Annotated in this window: 17 protein-coding genes; 7 read left to right on the forward strand and 10 right to left on the reverse strand. The window is 65.2% G+C overall.

Annotated elements, in window-relative coordinates; all coding sequences use genetic code 11:
- Positions 1-103: 103 nt before the first annotated feature.
- Together N3C64_RS07320 and N3C64_RS07325 are read left to right on the forward strand one after the other, a co-directional pair.
- Complete coding sequence (locus N3C64_RS07320) at positions 104-1,381, forward strand: ROK family protein (RefSeq protein ID WP_260013525.1); 1,278 nt, start codon at positions 104-106, stop codon at positions 1,379-1,381.
- Complete coding sequence (locus N3C64_RS07325) at positions 1,378-2,871, forward strand: CRTAC1 family protein (protein ID WP_260013526.1); 1,494 nt, start codon at positions 1,378-1,380, stop codon at positions 2,869-2,871. Before N3C64_RS07320 ends, N3C64_RS07325 begins: the two co-directional genes overlap by 4 nt.
- On the opposite strand, the gene N3C64_RS07330 is transcribed toward N3C64_RS07325, so the two are convergent.
- Complete coding sequence (locus N3C64_RS07330; RefSeq protein ID WP_260013528.1) at positions 2,868-4,193, reverse strand: cytochrome-c peroxidase; 1,326 nt, start codon at positions 4,191-4,193, stop codon at positions 2,868-2,870. The two genes, N3C64_RS07325 and N3C64_RS07330, sit on opposite strands and share 4 nt — an antisense overlap.
- A 99-nt stretch (positions 4,194-4,292) precedes the next feature.
- Here N3C64_RS07330 and N3C64_RS07335 point away from each other — a divergent pair, with 99 nt between their 5' ends.
- Positions 4,293-5,132 (forward strand): YihY/virulence factor BrkB family protein, encoded by an 840-nt coding sequence (locus tag N3C64_RS07335; RefSeq protein ID WP_218630054.1) that lies wholly within the window; start codon positions 4,293-4,295, stop codon positions 5,130-5,132.
- A 50-nt stretch (positions 5,133-5,182) separates the two neighbouring features.
- Here the strand turns inward: N3C64_RS07335 and N3C64_RS07340 are convergent, their stop codons facing one another.
- The gene (locus N3C64_RS07340; RefSeq protein WP_218630053.1) at positions 5,183-6,391 is read right to left on the reverse strand and encodes an acyl-CoA dehydrogenase; all 1,209 of its coding nucleotides are present in this window, start codon (positions 6,389-6,391) and stop codon (positions 5,183-5,185) included.
- A gap of 92 nt (positions 6,392-6,483) precedes the next feature.
- Here N3C64_RS07340 and N3C64_RS07345 point away from each other — a divergent pair, with 92 nt between their 5' ends.
- A complete protein-coding gene (locus tag N3C64_RS07345) occupies positions 6,484-7,374 on the forward strand; it encodes a LysR family transcriptional regulator (protein ID WP_260013530.1) in 891 nt (296 codons plus the stop codon).
- Here the strand turns inward: N3C64_RS07345 and N3C64_RS07350 are convergent.
- The 5 genes from N3C64_RS07350 to N3C64_RS07370 form a co-directional block, all read right to left on the reverse strand.
- Positions 7,368-10,946 (reverse strand): translocation/assembly module TamB domain-containing protein, encoded by a 3,579-nt coding sequence (locus N3C64_RS07350; RefSeq protein WP_260013532.1) that lies wholly within the window; start codon positions 10,944-10,946, stop codon positions 7,368-7,370. The two genes, N3C64_RS07345 and N3C64_RS07350, sit on opposite strands and share 7 nt — an antisense overlap.
- On the reverse strand, positions 10,946-12,736 hold the full coding sequence (locus tag N3C64_RS07355) for an autotransporter assembly complex protein TamA (protein ID WP_260013891.1): 1,791 nt from the start codon (positions 12,734-12,736) through the stop codon (positions 10,946-10,948). The genes N3C64_RS07350 and N3C64_RS07355 overlap by 1 nt, the downstream gene beginning before the upstream one ends.
- Before the next feature lie 122 nt (positions 12,737-12,858).
- Positions 12,859-13,389, reverse strand: coding sequence for an isopentenyl-diphosphate Delta-isomerase (gene idi / locus N3C64_RS07360; protein WP_218630050.1), 531 nt, complete (start codon positions 13,387-13,389; stop codon positions 12,859-12,861).
- A 102-nt stretch (positions 13,390-13,491) separates the two neighbouring features.
- Positions 13,492-13,992 carry a protein-export chaperone SecB gene (gene secB / locus N3C64_RS07365; RefSeq protein WP_218630049.1) on the reverse strand — a complete coding sequence of 167 codons (501 nt, stop codon included), beginning with the start codon at positions 13,990-13,992 and terminating at the stop codon, positions 13,492-13,494.
- A gap of 52 nt (positions 13,993-14,044) precedes the next feature.
- Positions 14,045-14,527, reverse strand: coding sequence for an FxsA family protein (locus tag N3C64_RS07370; protein ID WP_260013544.1), 483 nt, complete (start codon positions 14,525-14,527; stop codon positions 14,045-14,047).
- 116 nt (positions 14,528-14,643) lie between these two features.
- Here N3C64_RS07370 and N3C64_RS07375 point away from each other — a divergent pair, with 116 nt between their 5' ends.
- From N3C64_RS07375 to N3C64_RS07385, 3 genes are read left to right on the forward strand one after another with little or no spacing between them, the layout of a single operon-like run.
- On the forward strand, positions 14,644-15,303 hold the full coding sequence (locus N3C64_RS07375) for a Tim44/TimA family putative adaptor protein (RefSeq protein ID WP_260013549.1): 660 nt from the start codon (positions 14,644-14,646) through the stop codon (positions 15,301-15,303).
- 3 nt (positions 15,304-15,306) lie between these two features.
- Entirely contained in the window at positions 15,307-16,203 is an 897-nt protein-coding gene (gene mltA / locus N3C64_RS07380; RefSeq protein WP_260013550.1) for a murein transglycosylase A, read from the forward strand.
- The gene (locus tag N3C64_RS07385) at positions 16,200-16,799 is read left to right on the forward strand and encodes a Smr/MutS family protein (protein ID WP_260013556.1); all 600 of its coding nucleotides are present in this window, start codon (positions 16,200-16,202) and stop codon (positions 16,797-16,799) included. Before mltA ends, N3C64_RS07385 begins: the two co-directional genes overlap by 4 nt.
- On the opposite strand, the gene N3C64_RS07390 is transcribed toward N3C64_RS07385, so the two are convergent.
- The 3 genes from N3C64_RS07390 to hslV are packed head-to-tail and all read right to left on the reverse strand — an operon-like array spanning position 16,796 to position 19,805.
- A complete protein-coding gene (locus tag N3C64_RS07390) occupies positions 16,796-17,887 on the reverse strand; it encodes an alpha/beta hydrolase (protein ID WP_218630044.1) in 1,092 nt (363 codons plus the stop codon). The two genes, N3C64_RS07385 and N3C64_RS07390, sit on opposite strands and share 4 nt — an antisense overlap.
- Before the next feature lie 56 nt (positions 17,888-17,943).
- On the reverse strand, positions 17,944-19,251 hold the full coding sequence (gene hslU / locus N3C64_RS07395) for an ATP-dependent protease ATPase subunit HslU (RefSeq protein ID WP_260013558.1): 1,308 nt from the start codon (positions 19,249-19,251) through the stop codon (positions 17,944-17,946).
- Complete coding sequence (hslV, locus tag N3C64_RS07400) at positions 19,248-19,805, reverse strand: ATP-dependent protease subunit HslV (protein WP_260013559.1); 558 nt, start codon at positions 19,803-19,805, stop codon at positions 19,248-19,250. Before hslV ends, hslU begins: the two co-directional genes overlap by 4 nt.
- Between the last annotated feature and the right edge of the window lie 76 nt (positions 19,806-19,881).

Below are 19,881 nucleotides of genomic sequence, written 5' to 3' on the forward strand. Positions count from 1 at the left end.
ACTGGAAATGAGTAAGAACATTGCTGATTTGCGCTGCGATGCGGCATATTATGAGGCAAATTCCGGCTGCATCCGCAGTATTTAGTTAGTGGATCGAATGAAAATGGCGCAGATACGAACGATTCCTCAGTCCGCGCAGCCCAAGAAAGGCTGTGGGCCGTTGATCGACCCGCTCTCGGATCCCTCGCGCCCGCTGCGCCAGCAGATATTCGAGCGCGTCCGCGCCGTCGGCCAGATCGCGCGGGTGCAACTGTCCAAGGAACTGGGAATCAGCCCGGCCTCGGTCACGACCATCACCTCGGAACTGATCGAGACGGGAATTCTCGAAGAGGTCCAGACGCTGCGCGACGCTGAAAGCTCGCGCGGGCGTCCGGCGGTGGCTCTGGGTGTTCGCAGCGGGACGCGTCATGTGGTGGGGATCAAGCTTTCCGATCGCGAACACACCGCCGTTCTGGTCGACTTCGCGGGGAACCTGATCGCGGGCGAGGCCATCGAGCGCACACCCGACGCGATGGAGCTTGACGCCCTGCTCAATGCCGCGGCCGAGCTTTTGTCGCGGGTCTGCGCCAAGGGCGGGGTCGAGCCGCATACGATCAGCGCCCTCGGTCTGGGGGTTCCGGGGTTCGTCGATTCCGAGAAAGGCATCGTTCACTGGTCCCCCGTTCTGACCGAGCGGCATATCGATCTTGCCGCCGCGCTGCGCGCGCGCCTTGCCGTGCCGGTGGTGGTCGATAATGACGCCAATCTGGTGACCCTTGCCGAGCTGTGGTTCGGCGCCGGGCGCGCGCTTTCGGACTTCGCGGTGGTCACGATCGAGCATGGCGTCGGCATGGGCTACGTGATCAACCATCGCATCTATCGCGGCGCGCGCGGGATGGGGATGGAGCTCGGTCATACCAAGGTGCAGCTTGACGGGGCGCTGTGCCGCTGCGGTCAGCGCGGCTGCCTTGAGGCATACGTCGCCGATTACGCGCTGGTGCGCGAGGCGCGCACGGCGTTGAACCTGACCCACAAGGAAACGCAGTCAGTCGCCACGCTGCTCGAAAGCCTTTATGCCCACGCCAAGGGCGGCAATTCGGCGGCGCGTTCGATCTTTCGGCGGGCAGGAAGGTATCTCGCGCTTGGGCTGTCGAACGTGGTCAACCTGTTCGACCCGCAACTGATCATCCTGTCGGGCGAGCGGATGCGCTACGATTACCTCTACGCCAAGGAGACGATGGCCGAGATGCAGGAGCTTAGTCTCGATACCGGGCGCGACATTCCGAATATCGAGATCCATGCCTGGGGCGATCTGCTCTGGGCGCATGGGGCGGCCGCGCTCGCGCTGCATGATGTGACCGAGCGGTTGCTGGGCAGCAGCCGGGAAATGGCCGCGCAATGAGATGGGCTCTTGCGGTTCTGATCGCATTTCCTGCCAGTGCAGAGCCTGTGTTTGTGGATGATGCGGCGGGTTTACCGCTGGCCCATGTCTATTCCGGCGGGTGGGAGCATTTCGTCGGCGGCGGTGTCGCGGTTTTCGATTGCAATGGCGATGCGCGGCCAGAACTTTTCGCGGCCGGGGGCGAGGGGGCCGCGCATCTCTTTATCAACCGCTCCGAAACTGGCGGCGCGCTGCGCTTCGATCTTGGCGCGATCCCCGAACTGACCCACGTGACCGGTGCCTATCCGCTTGATATCGACAGCGACGGCAATCTGGATCTGGCGGTGCTGCGCGTGGGGGCGAATGTGCTCTTGCGCGGGGAAGGCGACTGTCGCTTCACGGACGCGACCGCGACCTGGGGCCTGCCCGTCAGCGACGACTGGACGACCTCGTTCACCGCGACATGGGAGGAAGGGCGCGACTGGCCGACGCTGTTCTTTGGCAATTACGTCGATCGCCACGATCCCGAAGGCCCGTTCGAGGCCTGCGACGACAGCCTGCTTGTTCGCCTGAATCCGCCAAATCTTGCTGAAACAGAGACGATTTCACCGGGATACTGCGCGCTTTCCGCCCTTTTCACTGATTGGCGGCGGAACGGGGAACGCGAGCTGCGCATCTCGAACGACCGGCACTACTACGTGCGCGGCGGCTATGAGCAGATGTTCCGCCTCAATCCCCTGCGTGAGCGCGAGGGCTGGCCGCAAATCTCGCTTTGGGGGATGGGAATCGCCAGCCGGGATATCACTGGTGACGGCTTGCCCGAGGTCATGATGACTTCAATGGGCGACCAGCTTTTGCAGATCAATCGCGGGGCCAGCTTCGAAAATGCGCCCTATGCGCTTGGCACCTATGCGCAGCGCCCGTTTCTGGGCGATGACGGGCGCCCCTCGACCGGGTGGCACGCCGAGTTCGGCGATGTGGATAACGATGGCGATGCGGATCTGTTCATCGCCAAGGGCAATGTAGATCAGATGCCGTCGAATGCGATCCACGATCCGAACAACCTGCTGATCCAACAGCCTGATGGCACGTTTGTCGAATACGCCGACAAGGCCGGGATCGCCACGGCCGAGCGATCCCGTGGCGCGGCGATGGCGGATCTGAACCTGGACGGGCGGCTGGATCTGGTGGTGATGAACCGACGCGCGCCGATGGAGCTATGGCGCAACGCAACCGAAAATGACTCAAATTGGGCTGAAATAGAGCCTATTATAACCAGATCCAACCGCCGCGCGGTGGGGTCGTGGGTCGAATTGCGCGCGAACGGGAAGGTGCAGGCGCAAGAGGTCACTGTCGGCGGTGGCCATGCGGGCGGCGCGGCCGTGCCGCTGCATTTCGGTTTGGGGAGCGCGCATGAGGCGGAGGTGCGCGTGATCTGGCCCGATGGCTCCGTCAGCGAGTGGCAGCCGGTCGAGATCAACGGCTGCACGCGGATCGCCAAGACGCCTTAACGCTCCACCGGCAGCCCGCTTGGCACGCTTTCAGGAATGCCGAGGCGTCCGGCGATTGCCTCCGGGTCGGTCAGGCTTTCCAGAAAGGCGACGATCGCGCTGACCTCATCGGCGCTTAGGGCGATGCCCGGGCCAGCGGCGGCCGCGATTTCGGCCCGAGCGGCGGCGTCATCCAAGATCGCCCAAACGTACTTGCTCACCGACAGCTCGGGCAGCAGGGCCTGCGATTGGTAGCGCGCCAGTCCCTCGGCGCGGGCGGCATGGTCGGTGACGAAGGATGCAAGATCGCGATGCCCGCCCGCATGGCCCCAAGGGCCGGTGCGGGCCACGTTGCGCAGCGAGGGCGTGCGGAAGGCAAAACGGTCTTCGGCCCTGTTGGTGACGCGGGCACGGCCCTCATCGCGCGAATGGGACTCGAAGCGTTCGGCCTTGCCGGGGCCAAGCTGCGGGGCGGCCATGGCGTGGAACTGGTGATCTGTCAGGAAGGGTCCGCTGTGGCACTCGGCGCAGCCCGCGGCTCCGTAGAACAATTCGGCCCCGGCCGCGGCCGCGGGTGACAGCGGGGTCTCACCGCGCAGGGCGGCATCGAAGGGACTCGTGTCCGATCGCCACTCGAACGCGACGAAGGCGGCAATGGCGTTCGAAATATCGGTGAAGTCGAGCGCACGGCCTGCGGCAATTTCGGGATAAACAGACTCGAATCTGGCCTGATACGCCGGAATTGCCGCCACGCGCGCCGCGATCCGATCCCACGCTCCGCCTTCTCCGGTGATCCGGCCCGAGCGCACGGCCTTGGCGATCTCATTCTCGCTATAGTGCCCGGCCATCTCATCGGGCGACAGCACCGGGAACATCGTCTGCGCCGAGAGGATCGAGACGAAACCCGTCACCATCTCATCTTCCATCGGGGTGCGCAGGCCCGTCGGTCGGCTCGGGTCGGCCTCGATCCGGCCATCATGGAAAAGGCGGGTGAACTCGGCGGCGCCCAGGTTGAAGAGCGCGGGCGAATTGCGGGGAATGTGCTGCTCGGGGATGTTCGTGTCGGTCACGTGGCGATCTGGCCCGAGCCCAATGGCGCCCTCGCCCAAGCCAAGGCTAAGACCGTCGGAGGTCGCAAAGCGCGGGTGGTGACACGTTGCGCAAGAGATATTGCGGTTTCCTGCCAGAATAGGGTCGAAAAACAGCAACTGCCCCAACTCGGCCTCGGCGCGGTTCACCGGGGCATAATCGGCATCCGTCACGGCACGCGGCAAATCTTGCGCCGCCGCCGTCGTTGCCGCAAGCCACGCTGCGCCAAGCCAAGCCCAGGTCCGCCCTCGCATGATCCCCTCCATGTTCGCGCTAACAGAGCACAGAGCCAACCTTGCCGCAAGTTGCGCTTGGTGGCGACCTGCGCGATGGTGGGCAAAACGGGGGGCCGAGTGCAGGCAGTCACCAAATTCGCGCTAAGCTTCGTGGGACGGATGTTCGACACGAACATCGGCCTGATTTCCGCCGGGGTCGCCTTTTACGCCATGTTGGCGGTGTTTCCGGGGATCTCGGCCACCATCGCGATCTGGAGCGCCTTTGCAGATCCCGGCATCATCCAGTCCTACCTTCAGGTGGCCGATGATTTCATCCCGCCCGAGGCTTTTGCCATCCTGAACGATCAGATCATGGCGCTGATGGTCGGCCCGCGTGCGGCGCTTGGCTGGGGAACCGTGCTGTCGGTGGCCTTCGCGCTGTTCTCGGCCCGGGCCGGGGTGGGGGCGCTGGTGCAGGGGCTGAACGTGATCCACGCGACCAAGCCGCGCAACACGCTGTGGAACTTCCTGATCGGCTATATCATGACGCTGGCGCTGGTGGGCGTCATGCTGGTGGCCATGGCGACGATTGTCATCGTGCCGGTCGCGGTCAATTTCCTGCCCTTCCATGACGCGACCGCCTGGATGCTGTCGGGTCTGCCTTGGGGCGCGATGCTTCTGCTGATGCTGACCGCCTTGGGGATTCTTTACCGCTACGGGCCGAATACCGAGGGGCATCGCGATCCGATCCTGACGGTGGGAGCGGTGCTGGCGACGTTTGTTTGGGGTGTCGCGTCGCTCGGGCTGACCTATTACCTGGCCAACTTCGGCAGCTACAACAGGGTCTATGGCTCGATCGGGGCGGTGATTGCGTTGTTGATGTGGCTCTATCTCAGCGCATTTTCGGTGCTTCTAGGCGCCGCTCTGAATGCGGAGCTGGCCGCGCGGCGACAGGCCCGGCGCAAGCCTGCGCAATGAAAAACCCGCGCCGGTTAAGGGCGCGGGTCAAAGGTTTCCGGCGATATGCCTCAGTAGAAGGCTTGCAGTCCGGTGACGGCGCGGCCCAGGATCAGGGCGTGGACGTCATGCGTGCCTTCATAGGTGTTCACCGTCTCCAGGTTCACCATGTGGCGGATAACCTGGAACTCTTCCGAGATGCCGTTGCCGCCGTGCATGTCGCGGGCGTGACGCGCGATCTCCAGCGCCTTGCCGCAGTTGTTGCGCTTGATAACCGAGATCATCTCGGGCGCGGCATTGGCTTCGTCCAGCAGGCGACCGACGCGCAGGCAAGCCTGCAGGCCGAGGCTGATTTCGGTCAGCATGTTGGCAAGCTTGAGCTGGAAGATCTGGGTCTGTGCCAGCGGCTTGTTGAACTGCTTGCGGTCGAGGCCATACTGGCGCGCGGCGTGCATACAGAACTCGGCCGAGCCCATCACACCCCAGGCGATGCCGTAGCGGGCGCGGTTGAGGCAGCCGAACGGACCCTTGAGCCCCTCGACATTCGGCAGCAGCGCGTCTTCGCCAACTTCCACGTTGTCCATCACGATCTCGCCGGTCACCGAAGCCCGCAGTGAGAGCTTGCCTGCGATCTTCGGTGCCGAGAGACCCTTCATGCCCTTATCGAGCACGAAACCACGGATCTTGCCGCCATGCGCATCCGACTTGGCCCAGACGACGAAGACATCGGCGAAGGGCGCGTTCGAGATCCACATCTTGGTGCCGTTGAGCACATAACCATTCGCCGTCTTCTTGGCGGTGGTCTTCATGCCAGCCGGGTCCGAACCGGCATCGGGCTCGGTCAGGCCGAAGCAGCCGATGTATTCACCCGAGGCGAGCTTGGGCAGATACTTCATGCGCTGCTCTTCGCTGCCATAGGCATAGATCGGATACATCACGAGCGAGCTTTGCACCGACATCATCGAGCGATAGCCCGAATCGACGCGCTCGATTTCCCGCGCAACAAGGCCGTAAGCCACGTAAGAGGCGCCAAGCCCGCCGTACTCCTCGGGGACGGTCACGCCCAGAAGGCCCATCTCACCCATTTCGCGGAAGATCGCCGGGTCGGTTTCTTCGTTGCGATAGGCCGCGATCACGCGCGGTTGCAACTTTTCCTGGGCATAGGCGCGGGCCGCATCGCGCAGCATCCGCTCTTCCTCGTTCAGTTGCAGATCGAGACGGAAGGGGTCTTCCCAGTCGAAGCGAGCGAGATCGGGGGCATCTTTCGGTTTCAGAGCCATCGGGGTCCTCCTTGGCGTTTGATGCTTTATGGGCCTGTTTAAACCCGTATTCCACCGTTATAATCGCCATAATATATGCATAGGACACATACATGACGCTGCCGCGGCGCTACATTCCCTCGGTCTCGCTGCTGGCCGCTTTCGAGGCGGTCTGCCGTCTTGGCTCGACCGCGGCCGCTGCGCGCGAGCTGAGTCTGACGCAGGGCGCGGTCAGCCGGCTGGTCCAGAATCTCGAAGGACAGCTAGGAGTGCAACTGTTTCGACGCGAGGGGCGGCGGCTGAAGCCGACCGAACCCGCGCTGGCCTATGCACGCGACGTGCGCAAGGCGCTGGAGCTGATCGCGCGGGCGTCCCTTGGGCTGCGGGCCAATCCGGGCGGCGGGGTGCTGAGCCTTGCGATCCTGCCCACCTTCGGCACGCGCTGGCTTGCGCCGCGTCTGGGGCAGTTTCTGGCCGAAAACCCGGGCGTGACGCTGAACCTCGGCACGCGCCTGCGGCCCTTCGATTTCGCCTCGGAAACCTTCGATGCCGCCATCCATTTTGGTAACCGCCCCTGGCCCGATGCCGAGCATCTGTCGCTTTTTGACGAGCGCATCATCGCCACCTGCTCGCCCGGCTATCTGGCCGCAAACCCGATGCAGCGGCCCGATGATCTGCTGGACAAGTCTCTGTTGCAGCTGGAATCGCGCCCGAATGCCTGGGGGGCGTGGTTCGCCCATCACGGGCTTGAGGCGCCGCATACGCAGGGCATCATGTTTGACCAGTTCGCGCCAATGATGCAGGCCGCAGCCCATGGTGTCGGCATCGCGCTTCTGCCCGAGTTTCTGGCCCTGCCCGAGATCGACGAGGGGCGGCTGGTGCGCACGCCCGGAGAGATCGTCTCGGGCGTGGGCACCTATTACCTTGTCTGGCCAGCCGATGTGACGCCCTCGCCGCCGCTGGTGGCGTTTCGCGACTGGCTGGCGCGCACGGCCGCTCAGTAGTCCTTCTCGTAGAAGATACCGATGCTGCTGGTGCTGTCAGAGCCCACCGAGCCACGCGCCGTCAGGTTCGGTGTCACGTCGAGGTTCAGGTTCAGCTCGGTCTGGCCGTCCGAGTTGATAGACAAATCGGTATAGAGATTCTCCGACAGGTATTTCCCTGCCCGGAACGAGGCGCCGCCTGTCTCATCGGTGCTGAGGTCGAGATCATCAAGCCCGGTGCCCTCGCGCAGCTTGGACATGACGCCCGCACCACCCTTGCCCGCAAGCGTCGCGACCGCCGAGGCCAGTTGCACCGCCTGCAACGCCGAGAGGTTGGTCAGCCCGCGATTGAACAGCAGCCGCGCAAGGACTTCCTCTTCGGGCAGTTCGGGTGAGGAGGTGATTATCAACTCGGGCTCCGAGGCGTCGCCCACCAGCATCAGGCTGATGGTGTACTCGTCCTGCTTGGTGGTGGCGCGGAACATCAGCCAGGGCTCCAGCGCGCCCTGCATCGCGATCTTGCCCTCGTCGAGGGTGAAGCGCTTGGCCAACACATCGAGCCGCCCGCGCACAAGCGAGAACTCCCCGATCGGAATCATGTTGTTGCTGGTCCCGGTCAGTCGCAGGCTGCCGCCGAGTTCCGCATCAAGCCCGCGGCCGCGCACGAAGATGCGCCGCGGCGCCAGCACGGTCAGGTCAAGCCCGACCCCGCCCGAGCGCGCAGCCTCGGTCGTCTTGCTCGCCAGAACGCCCGCGCGGGCACGGGTGCTGCGAACGGAGGCGGGCTCGGCCACGTGATCGATTTCCGGGATATCCGCGATCCCGGCCAGACCACTTGACGGGATGCGCAGTTCGGTCTCATCGAGCGTCAGCGTGCCACCGACCCGCGCACCGCCCTTGAGCGGGCCAGAAACCGTCACCGGACCGGAAATGCGGGTGTCGTAAAGCTCGGGGTCGCGCAGCCGGGCGGCGTTCAGCTCGACCCGCAGATCGGTCTGGAATGGGCTGGTCAGGCCGATTGCACCTGACACTGACAGCCCGCCGCCGCCCTTGACCGCGGCATCGCCCGACAGGGTCGTGCGCGCGCCCGCCAGATCGGCCCGCAGCACGAGGTTTTCCAGCGTGACGCCGATGGCGGGCGCCACCATGCGTGCGCCATCCACCGTCACGAGGCCCGACAGCGCTGCAAGCGCGGGTTTGCCCTGCATTCGAAGATCGAAGCTGAGCGGCCCCTGAACCGTGCGCGGCGCGATGAAGGCGTTGATCAGCGCGGTTTCCGCGCCACCGCTGATCGCCAGATCCGAGGTGCTGAGGTCCGTGGCCAGCGAGCCGCTGACGGTCGCGCGGCTGTTGCCGGGGCCGGAGGCGTTCAGGTCCAAGAGATAGGCCGAGTTATCGTCAACCACTGTGCCGCCCAGTTGGAGCGGACCGGGGAAGCCGGGCGCCAGCAGCGCGGTATTGGCCAGCCGCGCCGAGAGCGTGATCTTGCGGACCGCATCGGTAATGCTGCCCTCGGCCTCGGCGCTCAGCTGCGGGTTCTCAAGGCGGAATGTTTGCAGATGCAGATGACCGTCGCGTTCTTCAGCGCTCAGATCGATCAGGCTTTGACCCGCCAGAATCCGGTCGATCTCGGGCAGGCCCACGGCCAGCCGGTCGCCCTTGGCTTGAATGCCGATTTGGCGCGCGCCGTTTGTCTCGGTCAGGCTGGCTTCGGCTTGCAAGGTGCCGCGCAAGTTGCCACCGAGCACCGACAGATCACCCATGCGCGCACCGGCACGCAGAACGCTTGCACCGGTATTCAGCGCGCCTGACGCCTGCGCCACGAGCTGCCGCGCGGTTGCGTTGAGCTTGCGCAGGGTGATGCCGTTCTCGTCGCGCAGCGCCGAGACGATGATTTCGGAGCGGCCCTGCAACAGCCCGTCGAGTTGCTCCTGCCCGCTGCGCAGATCGCGGCCCGTGACGCTGGCATTGATGTCGAAAGCACCGCTCAGCAGCGTGTAGCGACCACTCAGCTGACCATCGAGTGCACCACCAAGCGCGCGCCCGGCCAGCGCCGAGAACCGCGCGAGCGAATCGTGGCGAAGCGTCAGGTCGCCCGAGATATCCAGCCCCGAGGCCAGATTGTCGAATTTCATCCGCCCGCCAAGGGCGAGGTCACGGCCGATCACCCGCAGGTTTTGCAGGTTCAGCGCGCCGCCCTTCTGCCAGAAGAAGATGGTCTTGCCGCTGATGAAACTGCCGAACGCCTCTTGCAGGGCGGGGTCGGCCGGGGCGATGCCGCCTGCGGCGAAGCTGATCGTGCCGCCGACCGTGGGGTTTTGTCCATCGGGATGTCCGATCCGGCCCGACCCGCTGAGACGCGTATTGAGGATCTCGCCCTCGCTCCGGCGCAGCTGCATCACCCGCGCGTCGAGCGACCAGCCATCGCTGAGCGCGCTGTCATACTTGAAGCCAAGCGTGCCGCGCCGCACCCAGGTCTTCTTGCCGCCAAGCGGCAAAAGCACTTCCTCGCCGTTGTCGAGGCCGAGGCGGATCGTCAGATCGGCCCGGGCGGGCAGGCCCGAGGGTAGAATGTCCGCCGTGCCTGCGACATCCAGCGCCTCGCTGTCGATCTCCAGCTTGCTCAGGCTCAGCACGCCATCGGCGCCGCGATGCCCCTCGGCCAGAAGGGCGACATTGGCACCGAAGAACTCGCGATACGCTGGCGCCAGAAGGGGCGCGATATCGCCGCTCAGATCGGCGCTGAAACGCTTCTCGGGCGGCGCGTCGGGGGTAGTGGTGACGGTGCTGAGCGCGACCTTCCCGGTCAGACGCGGCTTGCCCTCGGTGCTGAGCGCGAGGTCTGCGGTGAAATTGTCGGTCGGGTCCGAGCCCGAGACCGCCAGCGCGATCGCCGGAGTTCCGGGCAGCCCGAGCAGGGTTGCCGCGATGCCGTCCTTGCCCTCTTCGACCAGCAGGTCGAGATCAAGCTGGCGCGTCGTATTGGCATAGGCTCCGGTCAGCGCGACGATGCCCTTCTGGCCGTCGATGCGCTCGACGCTCAGGCGGGTATTCCCCTCGCCGCCCTCCAGATGCATCTGGCCGCTGAGCTTGACCGTCGCGGCCTGACCCATCAGCGCCTCACCCAGGATCACCTTGTCGGCCTTCAGCGTGCCGATATCGATCGAGACCGGCAGTTCGGGCAGCGCGAAGGAGAAAGGCTTGGCCTCGGGGCTGGCGCCTTCGGCTTCGCCCGTGACGGGCAGGCGCGGCAACTCGATCTCCGCCGCGCTCAACTCCCTGATCTCGAAGCGGCCCGCAAGGATCGCCCTGCGGTTCCATGACATCGCGCCGTCGCGGATCGTCAGCCAGACGCCGTTCTCATCCGCGATACTCAGGGTCTCAAACGTCGCGCGCGACGAAAGCGCACCGGCAAACCCGTCAAGCCGCACAGAGCGCCCCGCGCCCGAGAGGTTATCCTCGATCAGCCCGGTCAGGTAGGAGCGGTCGCGCTCGGTCTGCTCGGCGCTGACGGGTTCGGGCGCAGCGGCCTCTTGCGCGGGGGCGAGAACGGGCCAGAGCGTCAGCAGCAGGAGGGTGAGGGATCTACGCATCAGAAAGCCTGCCCAATGCCGATATAGAGCTGAACGCCCTCTCCGGTGTCGCCCTCGATCGGGGTCGCGACATCGAGACGGATCGGGCCGATGGCGGTCTTGTAGCGCAGCCCAAGACCCGCGCCGGCGTGCCATTCGCCCGAATCGCTGAAGAACTCATCGGCGCTGACGAAACCTCGATCGTAGAAGGCGACGACCCCGATCGAGTCGGTGACACCTGCGCGAAACTCGCCCGAGAACGCCATGAAACGGGTGCCGCCGGTTTCGATCGTGCCGTTCTTCAGCAGCGAGACGCCAAGCGATTCAAAGGGCTGGCCGCGCACCGTGCCGCCCCCGCCCGAATAGAACAGGTAGTTGCGCGGGGTCTGCAGCAGCGTCGGGCCGAATACCGCGCCGATCTGTGCGCGCCCGGCGAGAACGAAACGGCTGTCTTCGCCAAAGCCGCGATAGGTGCGGAAATCGCCCGTCAGCCGCGCGCCCGAGCCGGTAGCGCCCAATCCCTTGAAAGGTGTCAGCGTCACATCGCCGAAATAGCCGCGCGTCGCATCGGTCGCGTTGTCGCGATTGTCCCATTTCAGGCCAAGCGGCAGAGCAATCAGACGATAGCGGAACTCTCCCAGATCGTCTTCGACCTGCGACCACTGATAGGCAATCTCGGCCGAACCCGAAAGGCGCTCGTTGAAGATATGATCGAGGCCGAACCCGGCGGTGAAGTAATCCTCGATATAGTCCTCGGTGTCGCGCCGCCCGATCTCGCTGGTCACGAAGGCGGAGGTGTCGGGGGTGAAGGTCGCGGGGCGGTCAAGCCGCGCACCGAGCGAATAATCCATCCCCGAGGAGGCGGCGCCGATCTGCGCGATCTCTGCGTCGACGCGCAAACGCTCACCGCCGCCGAGCAGGTTACGATGCATCCAGTAGCCGTTCAGGTTGAGCCCGTCGACCGTGGAGTATTCGGCCCCGAACCCCAGGCGACGCGGCTTGTCCTCGACCACGCTGAGCTGCGCGTCGAGCGTATTGTTCGGCCCGATCTGCGCGGCTTCGGTCAGAGCAACCGAGCTGAAAATACCTGTGCGGCGCAGGCGGTTGCGGACCTCGTCAAGCTCGTCGGGGCTGAACCGCTCGCCGCTCGGAAAGCCTGCGATCTCGGCCAGCCGCTCGGGGCGCAGGCGGTCGTAGCCCTCCATCTGCATCTCGCCGAAGGTCAGTTGCGGGCCGGGATCGAGCGTGACGCGCGCGTTCAGCGCCTGTGCGCGGTGGTCGGCGACGATCTTCTGTTCGGCGATGCGCGCCTTTGCGTGGCCGCTATCGCGCCAGCCCTCGATCCCGGCGCGCGCGGCGTCGGAAATCAGGCCGGAGCGTGCGACGCTGCCGGTCGAAAACTCGCCGGGCAGGGCGGTTTTCCGGGTCAGCGGCTCGACCCGCGCCTCGCCGAAGTGGAATTGCGGGCCCGGCGTCACATTGATCGCGACCGAGCGGATCGTTTCGGGGGCGTCCATCGGCGGGATCGCGGCGGCCTCGCGCCCGTCGATCAGGATCGAGATCGTCGGGCCGTAATAGCCCTGATCATAGAGCGCCCCCAGAAGCCGCGCATAATCGGCCCGCGCGGCGGCGAAAATCTCCTGCGCCTCGGTTTTCTTGGCCGAATAGGCATCGCGCGAGAGCGAGGCACCGCGCAGCAACTCGCGCAGATCCTCGGGCGCGCCGGGGGTTTCAAAACTGAACTGATCGAGGGCGAAACCAGGTTGGGCGACAAGAACCGCTGCGGCAAATCCCACGCAGATCGCTTTCATCGGTACCACGGTCACACCCCTTCGACTAATGCGCTCAGACTTGCAGCAAAGGGGGCAAGATTCCAGTGCCAAACCGGGCTGCGCGGGGGCTTTTGGCGTCGATTGGCAAGAATCCCGCGCCCTCAGGCCCGCACCAGCGTTCCGAAGATGCGGTCCATATGGGCTGCCAGGTAAATCGCCAGCCATTGCGAGAAACGCTCGGGGTGGCGGCGCACTTCTGCGGCCAGATCATAGAGCCCGACCCAGCGGATATCGCTGACCTCATCGGGATCGGGGGCAATGATCATGCCGGGCTTGGCATAGGCCAGGTAGATATCGACCACCTCATGCTCGATCAGCCCGTTACCGACATCGGCGCGGTACTCCAGCCGGTCGGCATGCGCGGGGTAAAGGCCGGTGATGCCCAGCTCTTCCTTAAGCCGGCGGATCGCGCAATGCTCGGGGCGTTCGCCCCAGTGGGGATGGGTGCAGCAGGTGTTCGACCACAGCCCCGCCGAGTGATACTTGCCCGGCGCGCGGCGTTGCAGCAGCACCTTTTCCCCATCCATGACGAAGATCGACACCGCCTTGTGGCGGAGCCCCTTGCGGTGAACCTCCAGCTTGTCGATGGGGGTCAGCGTGTCGCCGACCCATGCGGGGATCTGTTCTGTCATACCTGTGGCCTGAAACCGGTGCGCCGCCGTAGCATGAAGCACGGCGGCGCCCAATGTCATGTGGTCACCTTGTCCCTGAGGCAGCTTGCCGCGCCCCGGGGATCAGGAGACCGGCGCGTCGGCCGGCTTTTGCGTCTCGGCGCGGCGGGACAGCTCGGCGCGGTAGAGCGCCATGAAATCCACCATGTCGAGGTTGAAGGGCGGGAAGCCGCCGTCGCGCGTCACGTCCGAGACGATACGCCGCACGAAGGGGAACAGCTGACGCGGGCATTCGATCAGCAGGAAGGGGTGCATCTGCTCTTCCGGGATGCCCTCGATGTGGAAGATCCCGCCGTAATCGACCTCAAGCAGGTAGAGCGCCGTGTTGGTCGCCTTGTTGGTCGCGGTGATCTTGAACTTGGTGATCACCTCATACTGGTTGTCCTGCGGGCGCTTGCGCGCGTCGAGGCTGACCTGGACCTGCATTTCGGGCTGCACATCGGCCGATTGCAGGCCCTTGAGCGCTACCGCATTCTCGAACGACATGTCGCGCACGAACTGGGCGAGGATCTGCATTTTCATCTGCGGCTGCACCGGGGCAGCGCCGTTATTTTCTTCGGTCATTCTTGTCTCCGTGTTCGACTTGGCAAGGGTGTAGCACCCTCGACCCGCTGTCTCAATGCCGTGTCCAGCCCGAGGGGCCCTGCGGCGGACGGTTTTCCGGCCCGATTTCGTAAAAATCGCCGTCGATCACACCGGGGCCGGGCTGGCGCGGGCGCGCCTCAAAGCCCTGGTTGACGCTAAAGCTGGTGACCGTGACGCGCTTCGAGACATAGCGCAGCACCGCCTCGCGCACCGCCGGAACCAGCAGCGCCAGGCCGCAGGCGTCGGTGAAGAACCCCGGCGTCAGCAAAAGCGCGCCGGCAAACAGGATCATCGCGCCATGTGCCAGCGGAGCGGTCGGGTCGCGCATCTCGTTCATCGAGCGTTTCAATTCGTTGAGCGCCTGCGCGCCCTGGCTGCGCACCAGCGCCGTGCCCAGCATCGCCGTCAGAACCACGATGGCCAGCGTCGGCCATAGGCCAATCAGGCCGCCGACCTGGATGAACAGGCCGATCTCGATCAGCGGCACGATCAGAAAGGCCAGAAAGATCCACATATTGCATCCTTTCGCGGGTCTTGACATCAGTTCGGGCGTTGGTGGACTTGAACGCGCCGCTATCCTACATAGGTTCGGAGAGTTCCGATACCAACCCACTGTTGTCCGAGGCGCACATGTCCAATGCCGTCATCCAGCTGATCGTCCTTGCCGGGATCGCGATCTTCCTGATCCTGCGCCTCAAGAACGTGCTGGGCACGCGCGACGGATGGGAAGACCCGGATGCGCCGCTTGAGCGCCCCGAACCCGCGCAGCGTCGCGGCTTCGAGGTGATCGAGGGCGGCCCCGATCAGGACATCACCGATCACGTGGCCGAAGGCTCGCCCGCGGCGCGTGCGCTGGCCCAGATGAAGCAGGCCGAGCCGAGCTTCAACGTCACTTCCTTCCTGCAGGGCGCACGTGGCGCCTATGAGATGATCCTGATGGCCTTCGAGACCGGCGATCTGGAGAAAATCCGCCCCTTCCTGTCGCCCGAGGTCTTCGCGGCCTTCGAAGGCGTCGTTCAGGCGCGTGCCGAGCAGGGGCTGGATATTCAGGCCGAATTCATGGGCCTGCGCGAAATGGTGCTGAGCGAGGCCGAATATGACGCCTCGAGCCGCGAGGCCGAGATCACCGTGCGCTTCCTCGGTGAGGTCATCTCGGTGGCACGCGATGCCAATGGCAACGTGGTCGAGGGCGACCCGCGCAGCCCGCGCAAGCAGCGCGACGTGTGGACCTTCGCGCGCAAGATGGGCAGCGCCGATCCGAACTGGCAGCTTGTCGCCACGGGCGGCTGAGCCATGCGGCCGCTCGACTGGGCCGAGATCGAGGGATGGGAAAGCGATGACCACGCCGCCGCCTGGGCGGCGTTTTCCGTGACTGCCGGTCTTTTCGGCTGGGACGGGCCAGACCCCGCGCCCGGTCAGGAAAAGGCGCTGTTCGAGCAGTATTTCCGCCCCTATGAGGTCGTCCCCGCAGGCCGCGCCCATTTCACCGCCTATTACGAGCCTGAACTGCCCGGATCGCGCTATACCTCGGCCCGGTTTCACCACCCGCTCTATGCGATGCCCGAGGGCATGGATGCGCTGCAACCCTGGCACAGCCGCTCCGAGATACTTGCCAGCGACATGATGGGCGGGCGCGAGCTGGTCTATCTGGAAAGCGCCATCGAGGCATTTCTGGCGCAGGTGCAGGGCTCGATCCGGGTGCGTCTGGACGAGGGCGGCACGATGCGGCTGGGGTTCGCCGGCAAGAACGGGCATCCCTACCGCTCCATCGGTGCGGAACTGGTGCGGCGCGGAGTGGCCCCGGCCGAAGAGATGACACCGCAGACGATCCGGCATTGGTGCAAGCAGCATCCCGATCAGGTGCCGGACCTGCTGAACCACAATCCTTCTTTCGTATTCTTCCGCGTGCTCGACCTGCCCGAAGAGAGCGGCCCCATCGGCGCCATGGGGCGACCGGTGACTTCGGGCCGCAGCCTGGCGGTTGACCCTGAGATCGTGACGCTTGGCAGCCCGGTCTGGGTCAATTGCCCCGGCCTGCCACCGCGCCTGACGGTGGCGCAGGATATCGGCTCGGCCATCAGGGGCGCGGGGCGGGGCGATATCTTCCTCGGTTCCGGCCCCGAGGCCGGTCTGGCCGCTGGCGCCGTGAACGCCCATGGCGCGATGATCGTGCTGCGGAGGGTCGTATGAGCCGTCGCCGCAAACTGTCCCCCGAAGAGCGTGAACTATGGTCGCGCGTCGCCGCGACGGCCAAGGCCTTTCACCCTAGACGGCCGTTTTCTGCCGAAACAGAGCCTGTTTTGGATGCCAAGGCTACCCCGCCACCCAAGAAGCCGCGCCCCGATGTGAAGGATTTCCGCATCGGCCAGTCGGCCCCGGATTTCGCCTTCCGGCACGATCTGGCGCCCTCGATCTCGGAGCATTTGGCGCGCCAGCCCGTGGTGATGGATCGCAAAGCACATCGCGCCATGACGCGCGGCAAGCTGGAGCCGGAGGCAAAGATCGATCTGCATGGCATGACCCTGGCAGAGGCCCACCCCGAGCTGATCCGCTTTGTGCTGAACGCGCAGGATCGCGGCTGCCGTCTGGTGCTGGTGATCACCGGCAAGGGCAGGCGCGGCCTGGATGAGGGCCCCATCCCGCAGCGGCAGGGCGTGTTGCGCCATCAGGTGCCGCAGTGGCTGCGCCTGCCGCCGCTTGGTGCCGCCGTCATGCAGGTCAGCGAGGCGCATCTCAAGCACGGCGGATCGGGCGCCTATTACGTCTATCTGCGCCGCAACCGCTAGTTCGCCAGCGCCTCGACCGGGGCAAGGATGATCTGCGTGACGTTCTGCACCGACAGCACCACGCCCGAGAACAGGTTGCGGTGCTCGGACTGATCGCCCTCCAGCACGGCCGCCGCACGCCCGTTTTCGCCCAGTAGCGCGATTAGCGCCGGCGATGTCGCCACGTTGAAATGCCCCTCGCCGGTGCTGAATGCGCCGACATCAACGATGGTCAGCTTCAGATCCGCCACTTGTTCGACATCTTGCAGATTGCCCAGCCGGGCCTGGTCGCCGTTGATATGCGAGGACAGGCCAAGCGCCTTGTCGCGCTGCGAGGTGAAAATCAGGAAGGGTTGCGGCAGTTTGCCGATCCGGCGGGCCTGCGCACGGAAGACATCGACGTCGATGTCGGGCGAGATCAGGACGACCCCGGCAAGGCGCGAAATCGTCTCTGTCTCGCCGGAAATCGCGATCTGCCGCAAGCTTTCCATGGTCAGGGCGGCACCCATCGAATGCCCCACGATCAGGATGCTGCGCGCCCCGGCGGCGCGTAACTCTCGCAGGAACTCCTCGAAGCCGTCGCGGGCGAAAAGCGCGGAATCGTGGTCATAGGCGTAGCCCATCAAATGCCCGCGCGAGGGCCAGGAGTAATGCACCAGAACGCCCGGCAGATCGAAATCATTGCCCAGTTGCGCCAGGCGATAGAGGCCTTCGACAAAGGTCGTGTTGTAGCCATGGACGAAGACGATCGCCTCACCGCCATTGCGCGCGAGTTCCCGGCGCAGATCGGCGCGGAAATCGGCGGGCCGGGCATATATCGCCGCGCGCGAGACAAGGAAATCGGTCTGCGGGTCGGGGGCTTCCTGAGCCGAAGGATAGGTAATCTCGCCCGGCTGATGCATCGGCGGCACCGAGACGTCGAAGCGCCCAAGCTGCAACGCCTCGCTGCGGCCAAAGGCCTCGGGGCTTTCGGGATGGCGCAGGTCGGCGCGGGTGCTGCCCACGAAAATCGCGCGCGCCGGGGCCTCGCGGTCGGGGTGATAGTCCAGCCGCCCGCGCGGGGCGCAGGCGGACAGGACGACTAATGCGATGATGACAAGCGCGCGCATCGACCCCCTCGGCGTTTGCAGCACGATAGCAAAGCGTCGGGGGGCGTCCAGTACCCTCAGAGCACGTAGCGGCTCAGATCGGTCGAGCGCGCCAGATCACCGAGGTTCTTCTCGACGAAGGCACCATCCACCGTCAGGGTCTCGCCCGCGCGGTCGGGCGCGCTGAACGAGATCTCCTCGAAGACCCGTTCCATCACGGTATAGAGCCTTCTTGCGCCGATATTCTCGACCGAGGTGTTGACCTCGGCGGCGATGCGGGCAAGGGCCGCGATGCCATCCTCGGTGAAACTCACCGTGACTTCCTCGGTCGCCAGAAGGGCCTTGTATTGAAGGGTCAGGGCGTTGTCGGTCTCGGTCAGGATGCGGATGAAATCACCCTCCGTCAGGGCGCGCAGCTCAACCCGGATCGGCAGGCGGCCCTGCAATTCGGGCAGCAGATCCGAGGGTTTGGCGATGTGGAAGGCCCCCGAAGCGATGAACAGGATATGGTCGGTCTTGACCGCGCCGTATTTGGTGCTGACCGTTGTGCCCTCGATCAGCGGCAGCAGGTCGCGCTGTACCCCTTCGCGCGATACATCCGCCCCGCGGGTCTCGGCGCGGGCGGCGACCTTGTCGATCTCGTCGATGAAGACGATGCCCGATTCCTGCACGGCCTCAAGTGCTGCGGTCTTGACCGCCTCGTCGTCCAGCAGCTTGTCCGCCTCTTCCGAGATCAGGATCTCGTAGCTTTCCGAGACGGTCAGCTTGCGCCGGGTGCGACGCGCGCCACCAAAGGCCTTGAACAGGTCTTGCAGCCCCTGCATCTGCATTTCCATGCCGGGCTGGCCGCCCATGACGCCAAGCGGCATGCCGCCCGGCGCATCGGCCAGTTCAAGCTCGATGATCTTGTCGTCCAACACGCCGTCGCGCAGCTTGCGGCGGAACATCTCGCGCGTGGCCTCGCGCGCGTCGGTGCCGGCAAGGGCCTCGATCACGCGATCCTCGGCGGCCTTGTGGGCGCGGGCCTTGACGTCCTCGCGCATTCGCTCGCGCGTTTCGATCATGGCGGCATCTGTCAGATCGCGGATGATCTGTTCGACATCGCGCCCGACATAGCCGACCTCGGTGAACTTGGTGGCCTCGACCTTGAGGAACGGCGCTTTCGCCAGCTTGGCGAGGCGGCGCGAGATCTCGGTCTTGCCGACGCCGGTCGGGCCGATCATCAGGATATTCTTGGGATAGACCTCTTCGCGCAGGTCGGTGGGCAGCTGTTTGCGGCGCCAGCGGTTGCGCAGGGCGACGGCCACGGCGCGCTTGGCGTCCTGCTGGCCGATGATGAAGCGGTCAAGCTCCGAGACGATTTCGCGCGGGGTGAGATTGGTCATTTCGAGATGCTCTCCACCGTCAGATTTCCGTTGGTATAGACACAGATGTCGGCGGCGATCGCCATGGCCTTGCGCGCGACGGTTTCGGCATCAAGGTCGCTTTCCATCAGCCCCCGCGCCGCTGCCAGCGCGAAATTGCCGCCCGATCCGATGGCGGCCACGTTATGCTCGGGTTCCAGCACGTCGCCCGCGCCGGTGATGACGTAGAGATCGGCGCCGTCGGTGACGATCAGCATGGCCTCGAGGTTGCGCAGGTATTTGTCCATGCGCCAGTCCTTGGCCAGATCGACGCAGGCGCGTGCAAGCTGCCCCGGCGCGGCCTCTAGCTTTTTCTCAAGCCGCTCAAGCAAGGTGAAGGCATCGGCGGTCGAACCGGCAAAGCCCGCCACCACGTCGCGCCCGCCGGGGCTGAGGCGGCGCACTTTGCGCGCAGTGCCCTTGATGACGGTCTGGCCCAGGCTGACCTGCCCGTCGCCCGCGACCACAACCTTGCCGCCCTTGCGCACACCGATGATCGTGGTGCCATGCCAGCCCGGAAATTTGTCTTCGGCCATGTGTTCCTCCGTGTTGGTGCAGATATGAGGGGCGCGGGCGGGCCATGCAAGCCTTGCGGGCCAGATCGCGGCGGCG

The sequence above is a fragment of the Sedimentimonas flavescens genome, assembly GCF_025154035.1.
In the GTDB taxonomy this organism is placed as follows: domain Bacteria; phylum Pseudomonadota; class Alphaproteobacteria; order Rhodobacterales; family Rhodobacteraceae; genus Rhodobacter; species Rhodobacter flavescens.